Origin of the sequence: Neptunitalea chrysea, from assembly GCF_027924145.1 — a bacterium.
Lineage (GTDB): Bacteria > Bacteroidota > Bacteroidia > Flavobacteriales > Flavobacteriaceae > Neptunitalea > Neptunitalea chrysea.
Genome location: NZ_BRVP01000028.1, coordinates 20,145 through 39,700, shown reverse-complemented (window position 1 = coordinate 39,700; position 19,556 = coordinate 20,145). Strand labels below are relative to the sequence as shown.

The window sequence follows — 19,556 nt, the reverse complement described above, 5'->3', positions numbered from 1 at the left end:
AGCTAAAATAAAAAAACCCGGGTTATAAACCCGGGTTTTTCTTTACCAACTAAAAACTCTTACTTATGAAAACTTTTACTATAAGCATGCTTAAAAAGGCACCACCCCTTTCAAGCGGACGCAAATATATATTGACCAGCTAAAAAAGATGGTAATTTTTTTTACTTTAACTTTTTTAAGAGCCCGCTTCTAACAAAAACATCAAATCGTTATAAAGTTTATTGAGAAATAGCCAAAAGACCATATTTTCATCAATACATAATTCTGTTAAACCAGCGTTAAGTACTTATTTCAGAAGACTTTTAATACGTCTTTACTCGGTAATCAAGAATAATTCATCCGAGACTTGTCTCTAACTAAAGATGCAACTATTATAAATGCTTTATAAGTCTACCCATAAGTAGCTTATTAAAACCAATACCCTATACTAAAAAACCAATTACCTTCTCCTCGTTCTGGAGACCAAGTGTATTTCATTTCCATAGGACCAATAAAACTTTCTACACCATACCCAATAGCATAACCCGAATAATCGGGTAAAGAAAACCATTCTCCGGTAAATATATCACTCCCTACGTTAGCAGCATTATACGAAAAGTTAATATGATTTCTTTTAAAAGGTTCATAATCTAAAGTAGCCAAACCTTTAATATAACTATCTCCACTTATACTGGCAAAATCATACCCATAAAAGGAAATCATGTTATTAACAAACTTGTTTCCGTATCCCCCCAGAATAAAATCAAAGGTTTTTAAATTGTTATCCCCCAAAGCAAACCCCGCACTAAAGCTCATATTCAAAGAAAGCTTATTCTTTATAAAAGGTACTGCCACACCAAACTGTCCATTTACAACAGTCAATTCATCAAAGGCTTTTGTATAATCAGATGAAAATAAATACGTATTAGCCCTACCATCAAAAAATATACCCGATTTGGGAAAATATTTATTATCATAGGTATCTAATTTTAAATACCCAAAAGCACTGTAATAATTACTTTTATCAAAATAGGTTTTGGTACTTTCTCCATTAATTAAATTTTCAGTCTCTAACACGTACCTTGAATGTTCAGCTCCCAAACCAATAGAAAACTCCTCTCTAAATACCGTTTGGATATAAACCTGATTGACTAGGTTTGCCAAACTCACATTAATTTTATTAAGCGCAAAATCATCGGCTCCAATATTAAACAAATCCCCGTCTACATCTATTTTAAAATAATTAAATGTAGACTTAAAACCATAACTCGTGTAAAACCCTTTGTCTACATAATATTCAAAATTATATCGAATGTTATCTCCTATAATAAAATCGAGACCGGCTCTATCATCATCTTGCAATAAATTTTTTCCGGTAACATTTACCAAAGCAGAGGTTTTATACAAATCATCATAATGTACCCCAAGACGTAAAAGAAACTTGTCTTTATTCTCTTCTATATCTAGTATTAGCTTATATTTATCTCCTTCGGTATGGTGCAACTTATACTTCACCGAGTTGAAGTTATTAGTTGCTAACATATTACCTATACCATTATTCAAATCATCAAAACTTATCTTCTCTCCATTTAAAAAACGTAACTTACCTTTTATATACGCTCTGGAATAATGTTCATTCCCATTCAACTCTAACCCATCAACAAAAACAGAATCACTTACAACACAAGGTTTTCTATCAGCTTCCTTTTTTTGTTGCAAAGCAATTTCTCGCAGCTTATCATATTTATCAAAAGCCGCTTTCTCACCTTCATCTATAATAGCTGCTCCTTCATCAAAAGACACCACCGTATAATTATCCATATTTGGATGAATATACAAATCGGTTTCCTTAGCCTTCTTTTGCATATCGTGTACCGTACGGTAATTATTAATTTGCAACAGTACACTCACAGCCGAGTTTAACTCATCATTCTTTGCTAAACCATCCTGAACATCAATACCTATAACATAATCGGCTCCCATTTTTTTAACCTCTTCTATCGGATAATTATTTACCACTCCACCATCTATTAGAACCTTTCCGTCTATTTCTACAGGCCTAAATAGAGACGGAAATGCACCACTAGCAAGAATTGCCTCAGGTAAATACCCCTTTGTAAGTTTGACTCCTTCCCCCGTTTCTATATCGGTAGCAATACAAAAAAAAGGTATTGGTAATTTATCAAACTCATTAATATCGCTTACCGGCGATAAAAGACGCGCCAATAAATTATAAATATTTTGTCCTTTAGATATTGATTTAGGAAATCCTACCTTAAATTTATTAAAAGGCAATGTAATAGCGTAGCGCTCTGCATCTTCCTTTTCATAAAATGTTTTTGCAGATCGGGGTAATATATCCTGTATAAGAACATCAAAATCTACCGCCTTGAAAATTGAATCCATTTCATCGGGTGAATACCCCGATGCATACAAAGCACCTATTATAGCCCCCATACTAGTACCTCCAATATAATCTACTCGAACGCCGGCTTCTTCCAAAACTTTTAACGCACCAATATGGGCAAAGCCTTTAGCTCCACCTCCACTAAGCACTAAACCTACTTTAAGATCTTTTTGTTCCTGAGCTTGCAATTGTAATGCAAACATGTACAAACAAACGTAGAGAAGAAACTTTTTCATTCATTGCAATTTGCTATAAATTTACACAATTAATGAAAATGCTCATAAACTTTTTTTGCCCTAGATGTACCTACAACTTTAATTAATCCCTCAAGCGAGGCTTCTTTTACCCGTTTTACCGATTTAAACGCTCTCAACAACTCTTCAATTGTTTTATCCCCAACTCCAGGGATGGCTTCCAATTCCGAATTAATAGCTGCTTTACTCCGTTTATTTCTATGAAATGTAATTCCAAAACGGTGTGCTTCATTACGTAAATACTGTATCACCTTAAGCGTCTCAGACTTCTTATCTAAATACAATGGAATAGAATCTCCCGGATAAAATATTTCCTCCAGTCTTTTTGCTATACCAACAATAGCTATTTTTCCTCTTAATCCTAACAGGTCTAGACTTTTTAGTGCAGACGATAATTGTCCTTTACCTCCATCAATAATAATTAATTGCGGTAAAGGTTCTCCTTCTTCCATTAAACGCTTGTAACGTCTAAACACTACTTCTTCCATAGAAGCAAAGTCATTAGGTCCTTCTACTGTCTTAATATTAAAATGACGATACTCTTTCTTACTCGGTTTTCCATTTTTAAATACCACACAGGCCGCAACAGGATTGCTTCCTTGAATGTTCGAGTTATCAAAACACTCAATATGCCTTGGCTCTACCTGCAAACGTAAATCCTTTTGCATTTGAGTCATTATACGCTTTACATGTCTATCAGGATCGGTTATTTTCACCTGTTTAAAGCGCTCCATTCGGTAAAACTTGGCATTTCTTTCAGACAGTTCTAACAACTTCTTTTTATCTCCTAGCTTAGGAATGGTAATACGAGCCATAGCTCCTATTTCTACATCAAAAGGCACTAAAATCTCGTTCGACTTGGAATGAAATCTATTTCTTATTTCTGTAATAGCCAACTCTAAAAGCTCTTCATCGGTCTCCTCTAATTTCTTTTTCATCTCAATGGTATGAGACCTTATAATAGAACCATAAGACACCTGAAGAAAGTTTACATAACCATAACTTTCATCCGACACAATTGAAAACACATCTACATCGCTAATACGCGGATTTACAATAGTAGATTTTGCTTGATAGTTTTCAAGCACCTCTATTTTCTCCTTCATTTTCTGTGCCTCTTCAAACATCATATCGGCAGCAAGATCCTTCATCTGCTTTTTAAACTGCTGCAACGAATCTTTAAAATTCCCTTTGATAATTTCTCTTATCGCTTTTATTTGCGCATCGTATTCCTGAATGGTTTGATACCCTTCACAGGGTCCTTTACAATTTCCTAAATGATACTCTAAACATACTTTATATTTACCGGCATCAATTTTTTCTTTAGACAAATCATAATTGCACGTACGCAACGGGTATAAACCTTTAATAAGATCTAACAATACACGTACTGTTTTCACACTCGTATAAGGCCCAAAATACTCAGATCCATCGCGTATTACATTTCTAGTACTGAATACTCGTGGGAAACGCTCATTCTTTATACACAGCCACGGATACGTTTTGTCATCTTTCAACATTACATTATATCTCGGCTGGTATTTCTTAATCAGATTGTTTTCTAAAAGAAGAGCATCGGTTTCTGTAGGTACTACAATATGTTTTATGTCTACAATTTTTTTCACCAGCACTCTCGTTTTACCATACTCATGCTTTTTATGAAAATAAGACGAGACTCTTTTTTTAAGGTTCTTTGCCTTACCTACATATAAAATTTTTCCATCTTTATCGTAATACTGGTAAACTCCCGGACTATTGGGTAACGTATCTAACTGCAGTGCTATGGGTACATTGGACATGCTACAAAATTAATAATTTATCCACTGATGGCATTAAGAATGTTATAAACAAGAATATTTTAATAGTTTCTCCATTAATTTCACCCTAAAAAATAAAAAAAAATTGTTGTTTTAGTATTATCTGTATTACTTTTATCATCTGTAACTATTTCTTGTGTAATAACCAACATACATGCATTAAATGCATGTACTTCCCCAAGACATTCCAAGAAAGCCACCGGAGCTAAAAGTGCAAAATCATTTGCACCGGGGCAGCAAAAAAATAAATATTTGAATAAAACTGATTTAAGAAAGAAATTTAAGTTGCTAAGAGCATCGCTTTCTGTTTCTGATATTGAAGATTTAAGCATTGCTATTGCAAACAATTTGTTAAAAACTCCTGTTTGGAAAGGCACTTATTATCACCTTTTTCTTTCCATTGCCGAGAAGAGAGAAATAGACACCTCTTATATTTTAAGCATTTTGCAAGGAAAGGATAAAGAAATTGTAGTTAGCAAAACCCACATAGAAGATAACTCCTTAACCCACTATCTACTTACAGAAAACACACGACTTGTTAAAAGTAAATGGGGAATACCTGAACCTGTAGACGGTATAGAAGTTCCACTAGAAAAGCTAGATGTGGTTTTTGTACCATTATTAGCTTTTGACAAAAATGGACAACGTATTGGCTATGGAAAAGGATTTTATGATACCTTTTTAAGTAAATGCAGACCAGATGTAATAAAAATAGGATTATCCTTTTTTGAAGCAGAACCCGACATCGACAATATTTACGAAACCGATGTACCCTTAGATTACTGCATTACACCAACAACTATATATACATTTACTAAATAATTGAGATTAAATGCTTCGTGGGCTTGCCCCGAAGTAGTTTACTTCTTAGAAGAATTTATACCTATTTCTGCACCCCAATAGTTAATCTTGAGTTTCTTTTGGGAAAGCTTTTTTATTAAATATCAAAAGTATTATTACCCCTACACTAATGGCAGAGTCAGCTATATTAAATACAGGATCGAAGAAATTAAAAGATTCTCCTCCCCAAACCGGCACCCAATCAGGCAGTGTAGTACTAATTAAAGGGAAATACAACATATCTACTACCTTACCGTGGAATAACGAACCATAAGGCTCTGCTGCAAATAAGGTAGCTACTTGTCCGTTACTATGATCAAAAATAACTCCGTAGAAAACAGAATCTATAATATTACCAAAAGCACCAGCAAATATAAGTGCTATACAGCATAATAAAATACCCGGTTTTTTAGTCTTAGCACTTTCATACAACCAATATCCTATACCGGTAATAGCAAACAACCTAAAAATCGTTAAAATTAATTTACCCGTTTTATCAGACAATGGAAGAATATCACTTAACTTGGTACCCCATGCAGCACCCTCATTCTCTATAAAATATATTTTAAACCAGCTAAAAACATCAACTGACTCCTGTAAAGCAAAGTGGGTTTTAATATAAATTTTTACAATCTGATCTACCAATAGAATGGCTAGTATTATTAAAACGGACTTTTTTAAATTCATTTGTTTGTATTTTATTGAGGCTACGCCCCAAATAGCAGTGTCAAAAATAGCAATTATTTGATTGTATTAACACGAATATCACCTTTAACACTATGAATATTTAACTTAAAAGGATATTTTATTTGTTTAACCACTTTTACCATTCCATAATCTGAGTTAGCTATTATTTCGCCATTATAGCTTTCTACTAAAACGTCTCCACTAAAAGTTACTATTTCTCCCTCACCTTTAACATCTGAAACATAACAATTTCCGTCATGCATATACAGTTGTATCTTCTTGTAATCACCACTAACATGGGTAATTGTACTGGTTCCGTTTACAATAACTACGCTATTTTTTGGCACCACTACTTTCATCTTTATAGATAGTTGCTTATTGGCAGCTAGTTTATCATCAAAATTTTCAAATATAGGACCAAAATGCACTCCTAAATCTAATTGACTTCCTTCTTGTTTAGTGGTAATAAATAATGACTCGTTATACTCTCCATCAAACTGAGCTTCCACAAATACTGTTTTTGCCTCATCTGTTGTGAGTTCTAAGTCAGATATGATATCGGTATTTATAGTTATATATTCTACATTAGGTATCTGTAATAGCTTTGTACTTACCTTTTGCGCAAATACATTAGCCATACATCCTAGTAATACATATATATAAACTACACCTCTACTTATACTCATAAGGGAGGCAATATAAAAAAAGCGCCGTAAAGGCGCTCTATTTATTTTTGCGTTTTCTTAGCTTCGATACTTAATGTAGCATGCGGAACTAACTTCAAACGCTCTTTATTAATAAGTTTTCCAGTTACCCTACAAATACCATAGGTCTTGTTTTCAATTCTAATCAAAGCATTTTTTAAATCTCTGATGAATTTTTCTTGTCTCAAAGCCAACTGTGTGTTCGCTTCTTTACTCATGGTCTCAGACCCTTCCTCAAACGCTTTGAAGGTTGGTGAAGTATCGTCGGTACCATTGTTCCCATCATTCATATAGGCACTCTTGATAAGCTGCAGTCCTTCCTGCGCCTTCTCAATTTTACCCTGAATCAGAACTCTAAACTCCTCTAAATCTTTATCGGAGTACCTTACTTTAACATCATCTGTTTGCATAGGCCTTAGTGTTTTTCAATAGACAATTTAGTATGTAAATCATCAAATTCTACTTCTAAACCAGTTTCCAGTGTTTCTTCAAACATTAGACTAGCGGTTAACGTTTCAGTTTTAATATATTCCTCGTTTGCCAACACAGCCTTTTCAATGGTCTCGTTCTTCAGAAGTTTTATGTTGATTTTATCAGTTACTTCAAATCCAGAATCTTTTCGGATGTTTTGAATTCGGTTAATTAGCTCTCTGGCTATCCCCTCATTACGCAATTCATCGGTCAATGTTACATCAAGTGCAACTGTTAAAGGACCTGAATTTGCTACCAACCATCCTTCGATATCCTGAGAAGTGATTTCCACTTCTTCGGTTCCTAAAATAACACTTTTTCCGTTAATATCAACAGTTATACTACCTTCACGCTCAATTTGTTGAATTTCTCCCTGACCAAATTTAGCTATTTCACTGGCAATCAACTTCATATCTTTACCAAATCGAGGTCCTAAAACCTTGAAATTCGGCTTAATTTGTTTTACTAACACCCCTGAAGCATCATCTAAAAGCGCTATCTCTTTCACATTTACCTCAGACTTTATAAGATCTGCCACCGCTGCAATCTCTTCTTTATCAGTGTCGCTAAGTACTGGTATTATTACCTTTTGCAGTGGTTGACGCACTTTTATCATCTCCTTCTTACGTAACGATAAAACCAATGAAGAAATTGTTTGCGCCTTAGCCATTTTACTCTCCAATGATTTATCAACAAAGTTTTCTACAAAAACAGGAAATTCTGCTATGTGAACACTCTCAAAAGTTTCTTTCCCTGTAGCTAACGTAAGATCTTTATATAATCTATCTGTAAAGAAAGGCGCAATTGGCGCAGCCAACTTAGCTACAGTTACCAATGATGTATATAAGGTTTGATAAGCAGATATTTTATCTTGCCCGTACTCTCCTTTCCAGAAACGTCTTCTACTTAAACGAACAAACCAGTTACTTAAGTTCTCCTGAACAAAATCTGAAATAGCTCTGGCAGCCCTGGTAGGCTCATAATCAGCAAAAGCTTCATCTACCTTTTTAATCAAGGTATGAAGTTCAGAAAGTACCCATCTGTCTATTTCAGGACGTTCCTCTAAAGGCACATCAGGTTCAGCATAGGTAAAGTTATCTATGTTTGCATATAAACTAAAGAACGAATACGTATTGTATAAGGTTCCAAAAAATTTACGTCGTACCTCAGCAATACCCTCTACATCAAACTTCAGGTTATCCCAAGGGTTTGCATTACTAATCATGTACCAACGGGTAGCATCAGGACCAAAAGCTTTTAAGGTTTCAAACGGGTCTACCGCATTCCCTAAACGTTTCGACATTTTCTGTCCGTTCTTATCCAATACCAATCCGTTAGACACCACATTTTTGTAGGCAACCGAATCAAATACCAAGGTACCAATAGCATGTAATGTATAAAACCAACCACGTGTTTGGTCTACCCCTTCTGCAATATAATCTGCAGGGTACGATAATTTATCTTCTATAAGTTCTTTATTCTCAAAAGGGTAATGCCATTGTGCATACGGCATAGAACCAGAATCAAACCAAACATCAATTAAATCGCTCTCACGCTTCATTGGTTTACCGCTAGCAGATACTAAAATAATTTTATCTACTACATTTTTGTGTAAATCAATTTTATCATAGTTCTCTTCATTCATGTTACCCACCTCAAAGTCGGCAAACACCTCTTCAGCCATTACACCCGCTTCTACTGCTTTTGCAATTTCAGCTTTTAACTCTTCAACAGAACCAACAATTAGCTCCTCTTTACCATCTTCTGTTCTCCATATTGGTAATGGAATACCCCAGAAACGAGAACGAGACAAATTCCAGTCATTCGCATTTTTTAACCAATTACCAAAACGCCCCTCACCAGTAGCCTTAGGCTTCCAGTTAATAGTTTCGTTTAATTCAAACATTCTGTCTTTCACATCGGTAACTTTAATAAACCAGCTATCTAGTGGGTAGTACAACACAGGTTTATCAGTTCTCCAACAGTGCGGGTAACTGTGGACATATTTTTCAACCTTAAAGGCTTTATTTTCTTCTTTTAACCTAATAGCAATTTCTACATCTACCGATTTCTCAGGTGCAGTTCCCTCATCGTAGTATTCATTTTTCACATACTTACCTCCAACTTCTGGTAAATCTGCTCTAAAACGACCTTGTAAATCTACCAACGGAACCAAATTATCATTCTCGTCTATTACCAACATAGGTGGTACCTCAGGCGTAGCTTCTTTAGCCACCTTAGCATCATCTGCACCAAATGTAGGCGCCGTATGAACAATACCTGTACCATCTTCAGTAGTTACAAAATCACCTGCAATAACTCTAAAAGCATTTTCAGGATTTTCGTACGGCAATGCATATGACAATAATTGCTCATACTTAGTCCCTACTAAATCAGCACCTGTAAATTCTTTTACAAGTACATATGGTATTTTTTTATCCTCTTTCTTATAAGCAGCAAGCGCTTCTTCTGTTTCAACCTGCTTAAACTTACCTGCAAATTGTTTAGCAACCAATGGTTTTCCAACAATCACATTTATTGGCTCAAAAGTATATTGGTTAAAGGTTTTCACCAATACATATTCAATTTTTGGACCAACGGTTAATGCCGTATTAGAAGGCAATGTCCAAGGAGTAGTAGTCCATGCTAAGATATGCACATCTCCATACCCTTGTAAAAACTCAGGTAACGAGGCATCTACCGCTTTAAACTGAGCCACTACTGTAGTATCTGACACATCGCGGTAACATCCTGGTTGGTTTAGTTCGTGCGAACTAAGTCCGGTACCAGCCTTTGGAGAATATGGTTGTATGGTATACCCTTTATACAACAAATTCTTATCATAAATTTGTTTTAGCAACCACCAAACACTCTCCATATATTTTGGCTTATACGTAATATACGGATCTTCCATATCTACCCAATACCCCATTTCGCGAGTAAGGTTGTTCCAGATATCTGTATAACGCATTACGGCATTTTTACAAGCCTGATTGTATTCTTCAACGGTAATTTTCTTTCCAATATCTTCTTTGGTAATACCCAATTCTTTCTCTACACCTAATTCTACCGGCAATCCATGAGTATCCCAACCAGCTTTACGCTTTACCTGATATCCTTTTTGAGTTTTATATCTACAAAAAATATCTTTAATAGAACGTGCCATTACGTGGTGAATACCAGGTAATCCGTTAGCGGATGGCGGCCCTTCAAAAAACACAAATGGTGCTTTACCTTCTCTTGTAGTTATACTCTTATCAAAAATATCTTGCTCCTCCCAAAAATTAAGGATTTCTTCTGCAACCTTTGGTAAATCAAGTCCTTTGTACTCTGCAAACTTCATTATAAAACGTAGTTACTTTTATTAAGTCAGCGAAATTACTAAATTTCAATGAATTGAACTTTAATTTACCGCTAAAAGTTACCCCATAAGATCTGTGAGTATTTTTAAGGATCTCGGCGTACGGAAACCATCCAAATGTAACTGGTAAAAAACCAGGATCTTTTCTAATAAATCACGGCGATTTACCTTAGACATTTTTATTTCGTGAAGTGCTTCGGGAGTCGTTTGCAAAAGCATCTTGAACAATTCCAACTGCTGATCTTCTACATACTGAGTAGAAATCGGTTTTGATAAAAACATTCCTTCTGAAAGATCAAAACAACTCGCTTCTTCCGAAATATCATCTGGATAAAAACCCAAAAAACGAGTTAAATGCAACATAAAGTAGATATGAAAATTAGCTACCTCATCGTGCATATCTAACCATTGTAACAAAGCAACTATATACTCAAACATAGGCACATTACCTTCCTCTTCACGTAGTACCGAATACAACACCTCCGACAAAAAGAAAACCAGCGCACTCTTGGTAAAATTAGTATGTAATGAAGCATACGGATACAACACCTTGGCTTCGGAAATAGAATTAAGAGCATTTCCTTGTTTGTGGTTTGCAACCACCTCTAACTGCATAAGTGGCTGAAAATAGGCTGCTTTGGTTTTGCCTTTTTTAGAAGTTAACACGCCCCTCAACATATATGATTTTATACCAGAAGAGGCTGTATACAATTTAACTATAAGGGAAGTATCTCCATATTTATGGGCATGCAATACTATGGCCGGAGTACTGACTCTCATTTATCGTATTACCATAATTTTTGTTACTTGTACATCAGACCCGTCTTCGCTACTAACAAGCACAAAATACACTCCTGATGCAACCTTGTATTGATCGAAAGCGGTTAAATTCCACTGCACTGCTCCTCCTTTAGACTCTATATCATACACAAGATTTCCAGCCACATCCGTAATTTTAACTCTAGCATTATCGGTTAAGTTTCTAATAGTTACCTTACCTTCAAACTCAGGTCTCACCGGATTTGGATACGCGTATACATCTGACAGTGTTTCTTGGCCTGTAGTTGCCAACCCCATAAAAGAAACAATTCCTTTACTGGTTGCAAAAAACACCTCTCCAGACGACTCATTAGCTACAATAATATTTACACTATTAGAAGGCAAAGGAGAATTATCTGTAGTAAAATGGTAAATCGTTTCTTGCCCATCACTACTTAAGTAAAAAACTCCACTGTCTGCCGTTCCTATCCACTTATTATTAGCCCCATCTACATAAATATCATTTATCCATTGTTGGTACAACAATTCACTAGCCTCTCCATCCTCGGTAATAATCACCTGACTAGACTCTATATTGTCGCTAGTAAAAAACCCTGAAAAATTATAGAAAACTCTAAGTCCCTTAATAGTTCCTATCCATAAAACATTATTATCATCAAAAGCCAGTGCCCTAACATCATCATCAGGCAAGTTACCATCGCCTTCCCCATCTTGCATAATCCTCACCAACGGAGAACCATTATTTTCATAGAACCCAAGCACCCCATGACTCGATGTAGAAATAAACTTAAAGTTATTAGGAGCTATTACAATTTCTTTATATGCTAAATCCGTAAACGGATCTTCAATTACATCATACACACTATACTCATCCCAGCCTCCGTCTTCACCCAACACTTTAATAGCATCATTGACATAGCCATTAGTTACCCATAAATTATCATCACTATCAAAGGCAGTACCTAAAATACGAACATCGCTTACATTATTAGGGTTGGTAGGGTACACTATATAATCTAACAGACTGTTGGTTTCATCATACTTTGTAATCTCTTCTCCTTCATTCCTTATTTTAACTATTCCATCTATATAAGAACTGATATAAACTTCATTTACCTGATTCTTACTATAGCTAATATTTGCCAAATTTCTACATCCTAACAAGCTATCAAACGGAATTTGAACCCATTCATCTAAAGCTGATTTAAAAATACTCACCCCTCTGCTATTAGGAGGCGTTGGATTATATTGATTGGTATACTCGCCAAACGTAATCCACAGATTTTGCTTAATAACACTCAATCCAAATGCATTGTTATAGTAAGGGCCGTCTGGTTTTAACTGAATCACATCATCAATATCAGGGTAAGCTAACACCAACAACCCATCTTCTGCTGTACCTAAATACAACAACCCATCTTCTAAGAATGAACTATTATAATTAACCCTACCATACTCAGTTAAATCAGTATTCAAAATGGAAAACACCAAATTAAAATTGGTGTCATAAATATACGTTCTAGCATCTCTGGTTACTAAAATATGCCCATCTTCGGCTCTCAATTCATCTATAGCCCATACCACAGCTACCTGCACAAATGAAGAACCATTGTAATTATACATTCTATTGTTGTAGGTTCCTACCAACTTTCCGTCAACCGAAACAATACCTGTCCATTCCCCACCTGTTACCAACTCCCAATTCTGAAAATCAATAATGTTATCATTAGACACAATAGCACGGTATACTCCTTCCGAAGTGGCAGCATACAAATAACCTTGATACACAACCGTCTGATTCACCTCTACCTGAGCACCGTTATCCCCAATATAATAGGTATCGTCAAACTCCAAATTATCAAGATCATACACAGATATACCAAAACCACAAGACAAATAAGCATCCCCATTATACTCCATTATATGGTTAATACTCTTACTACCCCCTGAAATGGTTGCCTTATTCATTATCTCTACTACAGACAAAACATCCTTTGTCTGGGCATCGAACACCTGAATCAATCCGTTTTCATACCCCATCATATACACATCAGACAACGAACTATAATGCCCCGAAACCACATCTTCACCGGCAAGTCCGTCTACAGTAGTATATTTCTCCATCTCAAAGGTAGATTTATCTACAGTAAAAAAGGCATTATCTGTAGCCACGTACAATACGTCGTCTCCATCAGAAATATCAATAATCTCATTATATGAAAAATACGCACTCCATTCCCCTTCCCAATCCTGAGCATACAGAACGGATGCAGTTAAAAAGTAAACAATGGCAAAAATTCTTTTCATATACGCTAAGATATTCTTCTAAGTATGTGTAGTAACGTTTAATAACAGCTATTGTTATGTAAGTTTATAAAATTTAAAAAGACTACCTCCATTCAAGGCTCTCCATAATTCTCCTTACATCATCTTTTAAGTATACAGCAGCCGGAAGAATAGAATCATAATTTGGTCTGCTATCAAAATAAATAGATCCCATTATAAAATGAGAAACACTATCCGTTAAGTAAAATTGTGATTGAGAAGCTGCATTTCCATCTACCTCGTAAAACATCCCAAACTTTCTTTTTTCAGGATTCACATACGGCTGCTCTATAATGTTATCTGCTTTCACTACATGTTCATACGTAAGTTTTTGAACATCGGTCAAAATCTTTTTTATATCTCCGTTTACGGTGCGGTAGCTTAAATAGATGGTTCCTTTCATTTCCGGATACACTAAATCTACACTGCACCCATTTTTCTCTTTCACATACGAATAATCATTCTTATCAAAAACATATCCGCACCCATCTTTATAATAGGTTTCATATTTAGCAGTAGGATACTCTAAACGCAACATAGCATTAGGTTTTGGCAACGTATCTTCGCAAGACACTATAGCAAAACCTAACATTATTATTATAAAAGAAACAATCTTATTATTCATTCTAATTATCTTCAACTTCGGGTAGTATTACCACCTTTATTTGTTTAATTCGTTTTTTATCTAAAGCTTCTATAGTAAACGAATAATTTCTAAAAAGTATTACTTCTTCTTTCTTCGGAAAGTTCCCTGCAATTTCTAACACAAAACCTGCAATGGTTTCTGCCTCTCCTTTGTGCTCTTCAAAAATTGCATCATCCTCTAGTTTAATAACTCGGTAAAAATCCTTTAAAGCAGTTTTACCTTCAAAAATATACGTACTTTCATCAAGCATCGAGAAAATAATATCTTCATCATCAAACTCGTCAGAAATATCACCTACTATTTCTTCAATAATATCCTCCATAGTAACCAACCCAGAGGTTCCTCCGTATTCATCTACCACTATTGCCAAATGCTTCTTCTTCTCCTGAAATTCCTGAAGTAAATCATCCAGCTTTTTATTTTCAGGTACAAAGTACGGTTTTTGCTTTAACGCTACCCAATCAAAACTTGCTTTATCTAAATGCCTTAGTAAGTCTTTCACAAACAATACTCCCGTAATTTCATCTATATTTTCTTTAAACACAGGAATTCTACTATAGCCATTTTTAATTACCTCCTCTAACACTTCTCCAAACTCCATATCTTCAGAAACCGCAATTATATCTATTCGCGGACGCATCACCTGTTTGGTCTCTGTATTTCCAAAAGAAACAATTCCTTTTAAAATTTTATGCTCTTCTAAAGTTGTATCTTCTTCCGATGTAAGCTCTAACGCATGTGACAATTGATCTACCGAAAAATTAGATTTCTGCTTTCCTAAATGCTTTTGAAAAAACACCGTAGTATTGCGCATAGGAACACTTAACGGCGAAAAAACCACATCGATCACACTTAACGGATACGACATAAACGAAGCAAACTTCTTTTTATTTCGGTTAGCATATACTTTCGGTAATATTTCCCCAAACATTAAAATCAGGAAGGCTATTACACCAACTTCTAAAACAAGCTTTAACCACTCTGGCTCTATATGACCAAATAAATATGGGTTTACCGTATCAAAAAGCAACACCACTGCAATATTAATAGCATTATTAGCTATTAAAAGGGTTGCTAAAAACTTTTTAGGCTTTGTTAATAGTTTGTAAATTATTTTCGCAGATGTTGTTTTTTCCTCTTCCAACTCTCTTATATCTGAAGCAGAAAACGAAAAATAAGCTACCTCTGCACCTGATATAAAAGCAGAACCAATTAGCAACAAAAAAAGCAATGCAAACCTAAAGACAAGAATTCCGTCTTCTGAAATTAATTGACTAATAAAACTCGAGGGTTCTGGGTCCAAGACAGATAAATTAGTTAGACATTAGATTAGAATGGCAAATCATCATCATCGTCATCTTCATTAACAAAACTGCTTGCTTGCGGAGCTGCTTGTTTTGGTTGTGTTGGCTGCGTCGGTGATGACGGTTGATTATAAGACGACTGCCCACCACCTTGAGAAGGTTGCGCACTATCGCTCTTGTTTGTTAAAAAAGTAAAATCGTTTACATGAACCTCAGTAGTATAACGCGTAACTCCGTCTTCTCCTTGCCATTGTCTATTCTTTAAACGACCTTCTACATACACCTTATCTCCTTTAGATAGATATTTCTCGCATACTTCAGCAGCTTTATTACGCACTACTACATTATGCCAGTCTGTATTTGTAACACGCTCACCCGTTTGTCTGTTGACATACGATTCGTTTGTTGCCAACGGAAAACGTCCAATACAGTTTCCTCCTTCAAAATAGGTGACTTTAACATCGTCTCCTAAATGCCCAATTAACATTACTTTATTTAGCGTACCACTCATAAATTTTCTTCAATTATTTCAAATGTAATAAAAATAAGATAGTTTTAAAAACCAAATTCTTCTATAAAATTCGCCACCAAAACAGGCACCGCGTACTCTTTTACCCTAGCAAACGAAATACCATTAGGCAAATTACCGTGCAAATGTACAATCCAAAATTTAGTATACAGGTGTTGATGCGATAATTTATGAATAATATCGCCTTTATGAAACAACTCCATACTAACTACATGATGGTCTTGTAAATAGGATTCTTCCAAAAGTACGCTTTTGTTTTTAACAGGCGTTACGGTTTCTATCAACGGAAACTCATATAAATTATACCATATTCCTTTTTTAGTCCTTCTTTGTAATAACGTATTGCCATTAACATCTACAAACACTATATAATTAAAGTAACGCTTGGTAATCTTAGTTTTCTTTATTTTAACAGGCAATAGTTTCACCTCATCTTTTGCCAAAGCAGCACAACTACCCTTTAAAGGACACACCTTACAATCCGGACTTTGCGGTTTACATTGGTTAGCACCAAACTCCATAATAGCCTGATTATATATAGCTATCTGTTTTTCATGCTTCACCTCATGCGCCAGTTCTTTAAAATATTTTACACCCAAACTACTATTAATAGATGTATGTACCCCAAAATACCTCGCCAACACTCTATATACATTGCCATCTACCACTGGTTGCCCTTCTCCAAAGCTTATAGAAGCAATAGCACTTGCTGTATAATCGCCAATTCCTTTTAATTTTAACAACTCTTTATAGGTGTCCGGGAATTTTCCATTTAACTCAAAGGCAACTTTTTTTGCCGTAGCATGTAAATTTCTAGCTCTGGAATAATACCCCAACCCTTGCCATAATTTTAGCACCTCATCTTCATGTGCATTTGCAAGATCTTCTACCGCAGGATATTGCTCTGTAAACCGAATATAATAAGGCAAACCCTGAGCTACGCGGGTTTGTTGCAGCATAATTTCAGACAGCCATATTTTGTACGGATCGGTAGTTTTACGCCATGGTAAATCGCGTTTATTCTTTAAATACCAATCTATTAAACAGTTAGAAAACTCCATATTCAAAAAATGATTGCCAAAAATAAAAGTTTAGTTGGTTAAATTTTAATTATTTAGGTTGCAATTTATGTTTAATTAATTTTTATATTTGCAACCCCTAAAAATTTAAACATTTATAAAAGAATAAATAAAGATGACGAAAGCAGACATTGTAGCGAAGATCTCAGAAAAATTGGGAATTGAAAAAGGAGACGTTCAGGAAACTGTAGAAGCCTTTATGGAAGAAGTAAAAAATTCCTTAGAAAACGGAGACAATGTTTACCTAAGAGGTTTTGGAAGCTTTATAATTAAAACAAGAGCTGAAAAAACAGGTAGAAATATTTCTAAAAACACTACTATCAAAATTCCTTCTCACAACATTCCCGCTTTTAAACCTGCAAAAGTATTTGTTGAGGGCGTTAAATCTAACGTAGAAGTTAAAGAAGAAAAATAATTCAAGTATTAATTCTATAAAATATTAAAGTATGCCTAGTGGTAAAAAAAGAAAAAGACATAAGGTAGCTACGCACAAACGTAAGAAAAGAGCAAGAGCTAACCGTCACAAGAAGAAGAAATAGTAGTTACCAAACTACTATTTCTGTTTAAAAGAATAGTTGTTCTTTGAAATAGAAACCATTATATGGTTTTAACGGGAGTTACCTGTGAAAATTTTGTTTAATCCATCTATTTGCAATGCAAATAGATACAAATTCATTCAGAGTGAAAGAACTGATTGTCAGATCCGGTTCCTCTGACATTGATTTTGCCTTATTAAAGGATGGAAAATTAATTGAGTTACAAAAGGACGAAGAGAGTAACGATTTTTCTGTTGGCGACATTATGCTTGCCAAAATTAGAAAACCAGTACAGGGGTTAAATGCCGCATTTGTAAATGTTGGCTACGAGAAAGATGCATTTTTGCATTATCATGACTTAGGCCCTAAACTGTTGTCTCTTTTGAAATTTGTAAAACGTGTAAGCACAGGTAAACTTAAAGAGTATTCTTTTAAGGATTTCCCATTTGAGCAAGAAATAGACAAGAACGGACTTATAACTGATGTGTTAAAAGCCAACCAGTCTATTTTAGTGCAAATAGTAAAAGAACCCATATCTACAAAAGGCCCAAGAATTAGCTCTGAGCTTTCTTTAGCTGGTAGATATCTTGTTTTAGTACCTTTTTCTGAACGTATTTCGGTTTCTCAGAAAATTGAAAGTAGAGACGAAAAAGATCGTCTTAAGCGTTTGGTACAAAGCATTAAACCAAAAGGGTTCGGTATTATTGTTCGTACAGTTGCAGAAGGCAGAAAAGTTGCTGAACTGGACAAAGATTTACACAATCTTATGCAGAAATGGAATACGATGTGTAAAAAAATGGTAAAAGCCAACTACCCGTCTAAGGTACTTAGTGAAGTAAACCGAGCAGCCTCTTTTTTAAGAGACATTTTTAACGACGACTTCACCGGTATTCATGTAGACGATGAACAGCTTTACTTTAAAATTAAAGATTATGTGCATGAAATTGCACCGCAAAAAGAATCAATTGTAAAATTGTATCAGTCTAATGTTCCTGTTTTTGAAAAATATGGAATAGAAAGACAAATTAAGACCTCTTTCGGACGCACTGTTTCTATGAGTAAAGGAGCCTATCTTGTGATAGAACATACTGAAGCCCTTCACGTAATAGATGTAAACAGTGGAAACAGATCTAACAAAGCCAAAACTCAGGAAGAAACCGCATTAGAAGTTAATCTTATTGCCGCCTCTGAAATTGCACGTCAATTGCGATTACGTGATATGGGTGGTATTATTGTAATTGACTTCATTGATATGGGGAAACCTGATAACCGAAAAAAACTTTATGACTTCCTTAGAGAAGAAATGAAAGAGGACAAGGCTAAACACAAAGTACTACCTCCTAGTAAATTTGGCCTGATACAAATTACAAGACAACGAGTAAGACCGGAACGTAACATTAAGACAAGAGAGGAGAACCCCAACGGAGATGGGGAAATTGAAGCTCCTATTCTAATTATTAATAAGATTACTTCCGATTTAGAAAGAATTATTACAAGTAATCCGAAACTTAACGGTATTGTGTTAAACACACACCCGTTTGTAGCAGCTTACTTAACAAAGGGTTTTCCATCCGTGCGTTCTAAATGGTTTTTAGAACACAAAAAATGGGTTAAAATATTACCTAGAGATGCTTACACGTATTTAGAGTACCGTTTTAAAGATAAAACAGGAACTTATTTAAATTAACAGAGAAGCCGCATACATTTTGTATTGCGGCTTTTTTGTTTTATACTATTTTAGATTGTTTTTAAAACCTGAATCCTAAAGCTACTCCTGCTTTACTACATCTTCCTTTACAACACCTATAAAGTATTACCACTCACTGATAAGCCTGCA

Annotated in this window: 15 protein-coding genes; 3 read left to right on the top strand and 12 right to left on the bottom strand. The window is 35.1% G+C overall.

From position 1 onward, the window contains the following. Window positions 1–408 precede the first annotated feature (408 nt). Both NBRC110019_RS15160 and uvrC read right to left on the bottom strand, forming a co-directional pair. The gene (locus tag NBRC110019_RS15160; protein ID WP_281756267.1) at window positions 409–2,622 is read right to left on the bottom strand and encodes a patatin-like phospholipase family protein; all 2,214 of its coding nucleotides are present in this window, start codon (window positions 2,620–2,622) and stop codon (window positions 409–411) included. A 29-nt stretch (window positions 2,623–2,651) separates the two neighbouring features. Then, a complete protein-coding gene (gene uvrC / locus NBRC110019_RS15155) occupies window positions 2,652–4,439 on the bottom strand; it encodes an excinuclease ABC subunit UvrC (protein WP_281756265.1) in 1,788 nt (595 codons plus the stop codon). A 270-nt stretch (window positions 4,440–4,709) separates the two neighbouring features. Here uvrC and NBRC110019_RS15150 point away from each other — a divergent pair, with 270 nt between their 5' ends. Then, entirely contained in the window at window positions 4,710–5,279 is a 570-nt protein-coding gene (locus NBRC110019_RS15150) for a 5-formyltetrahydrofolate cyclo-ligase (protein ID WP_281756264.1), read from the top strand. An 81-nt stretch (window positions 5,280–5,360) separates the two neighbouring features. Here NBRC110019_RS15150 and NBRC110019_RS15145 read toward each other — a convergent pair whose 3' ends face one another. The 10 genes from NBRC110019_RS15145 to mutY form a co-directional block, all read right to left on the bottom strand. Next, window positions 5,361–5,984, bottom strand: a complete 624-nt coding sequence (locus tag NBRC110019_RS15145; RefSeq protein WP_281756263.1) for a lipoprotein signal peptidase — start codon at window positions 5,982–5,984, stop codon at window positions 5,361–5,363. Between the two features lie 53 nt (window positions 5,985–6,037). Next, window positions 6,038–6,670, bottom strand: a complete 633-nt coding sequence (locus tag NBRC110019_RS15140) for a hypothetical protein (RefSeq protein WP_281756262.1) — start codon at window positions 6,668–6,670, stop codon at window positions 6,038–6,040. 41 nt (window positions 6,671–6,711) lie between these two features. Further along, window positions 6,712–7,098 (bottom strand): TraR/DksA family transcriptional regulator, encoded by a 387-nt coding sequence (locus NBRC110019_RS15135; RefSeq protein WP_281756261.1) that lies wholly within the window; start codon window positions 7,096–7,098, stop codon window positions 6,712–6,714. A 5-nt stretch (window positions 7,099–7,103) separates the two neighbouring features. Beyond that, entirely contained in the window at window positions 7,104–10,502 is a 3,399-nt protein-coding gene (gene ileS / locus NBRC110019_RS15130; protein WP_281756259.1) for an isoleucine--tRNA ligase, read from the bottom strand. A 78-nt stretch (window positions 10,503–10,580) separates the two neighbouring features. Further along, on the bottom strand, window positions 10,581–11,300 hold the full coding sequence (gene recO, locus NBRC110019_RS15125) for a DNA repair protein RecO (protein WP_281756257.1): 720 nt from the start codon (window positions 11,298–11,300) through the stop codon (window positions 10,581–10,583). Beyond that, window positions 11,301–13,607: a type IX secretion system anionic LPS delivery protein PorZ gene (gene porZ / locus NBRC110019_RS15120; protein ID WP_281756256.1), complete on the bottom strand. Its 2,307-nt coding sequence runs from the start codon at window positions 13,605–13,607 to the stop codon at window positions 11,301–11,303. An 82-nt stretch (window positions 13,608–13,689) separates the two neighbouring features. Beyond that, complete coding sequence (gene gldD / locus NBRC110019_RS15115) at window positions 13,690–14,250, bottom strand: gliding motility lipoprotein GldD (protein WP_281756254.1); 561 nt, start codon at window positions 14,248–14,250, stop codon at window positions 13,690–13,692. A gap of 1 nt (window position 14,251) precedes the next feature. Continuing rightward, window positions 14,252–15,574: a gliding motility-associated protein GldE gene (locus NBRC110019_RS15110; RefSeq protein ID WP_281756252.1), complete on the bottom strand. Its 1,323-nt coding sequence runs from the start codon at window positions 15,572–15,574 to the stop codon at window positions 14,252–14,254. A gap of 26 nt (window positions 15,575–15,600) precedes the next feature. After that, window positions 15,601–16,086, bottom strand: a complete 486-nt coding sequence (locus tag NBRC110019_RS15105) for a single-stranded DNA-binding protein (RefSeq protein ID WP_281756250.1) — start codon at window positions 16,084–16,086, stop codon at window positions 15,601–15,603. Between the two features lie 44 nt (window positions 16,087–16,130). Further along, the gene (mutY, locus tag NBRC110019_RS15100; RefSeq protein WP_281756248.1) at window positions 16,131–17,165 is read right to left on the bottom strand and encodes an A/G-specific adenine glycosylase; all 1,035 of its coding nucleotides are present in this window, start codon (window positions 17,163–17,165) and stop codon (window positions 16,131–16,133) included. 133 nt (window positions 17,166–17,298) lie between these two features. Here mutY and NBRC110019_RS15095 point away from each other — a divergent pair, with 133 nt between their 5' ends. Together NBRC110019_RS15095 and NBRC110019_RS15090 are read left to right on the top strand one after the other, a co-directional pair. Next, window positions 17,299–17,598, top strand: coding sequence for an HU family DNA-binding protein (locus NBRC110019_RS15095; RefSeq protein WP_281756246.1), 300 nt, complete (start codon window positions 17,299–17,301; stop codon window positions 17,596–17,598). A 266-nt stretch (window positions 17,599–17,864) separates the two neighbouring features. Further along, window positions 17,865–19,406 carry an Rne/Rng family ribonuclease gene (locus tag NBRC110019_RS15090; protein ID WP_281756244.1) on the top strand — a complete coding sequence of 514 codons (1,542 nt, stop codon included), beginning with the start codon at window positions 17,865–17,867 and terminating at the stop codon, window positions 19,404–19,406. The last annotated feature ends 150 nt before the right edge of the window (window positions 19,407–19,556 follow it).

Excerpts from the sequence above, each read along its gene's own strand:
- NBRC110019_RS15160 (WP_281756267.1), bottom strand. The coding sequence starts at position 2,622 with ATGAAAAAGTTTCTTCTCTACGTTTGTTTGTACATGTTTGCATTACAA.
- uvrC (WP_281756265.1), bottom strand. The coding sequence starts at position 4,439 with ATGTCCAATGTACCCATAGCACTGCAGTTAGATACGTTACCCAATAGT.
- NBRC110019_RS15145 (WP_281756263.1), bottom strand. The coding sequence starts at position 5,984 with ATGAATTTAAAAAAGTCCGTTTTAATAATACTAGCCATTCTATTGGTA.
- NBRC110019_RS15140 (WP_281756262.1), bottom strand. The coding sequence starts at position 6,670 with ATGAGTATAAGTAGAGGTGTAGTTTATATATATGTATTACTAGGATGT.
- NBRC110019_RS15135 (WP_281756261.1), bottom strand. The coding sequence starts at position 7,098 with ATGCAAACAGATGATGTTAAAGTAAGGTACTCCGATAAAGATTTAGAG.
- ileS (WP_281756259.1), bottom strand. The coding sequence starts at position 10,502 with ATGAAGTTTGCAGAGTACAAAGGACTTGATTTACCAAAGGTTGCAGAA.
- recO (WP_281756257.1), bottom strand. The coding sequence starts at position 11,300 with ATGAGAGTCAGTACTCCGGCCATAGTATTGCATGCCCATAAATATGGA.
- porZ (WP_281756256.1), bottom strand. The coding sequence starts at position 13,607 with ATGAAAAGAATTTTTGCCATTGTTTACTTTTTAACTGCATCCGTTCTG.
- gldD (WP_281756254.1), bottom strand. The coding sequence starts at position 14,250 with ATGAATAATAAGATTGTTTCTTTTATAATAATAATGTTAGGTTTTGCT.
- NBRC110019_RS15105 (WP_281756250.1), bottom strand. The coding sequence starts at position 16,086 with ATGAGTGGTACGCTAAATAAAGTAATGTTAATTGGGCATTTAGGAGAC.
- mutY (WP_281756248.1), bottom strand. The coding sequence starts at position 17,165 with ATGGAGTTTTCTAACTGTTTAATAGATTGGTATTTAAAGAATAAACGC.
- NBRC110019_RS15095 (WP_281756246.1), top strand. The coding sequence starts at position 17,299 with ATGACGAAAGCAGACATTGTAGCGAAGATCTCAGAAAAATTGGGAATT.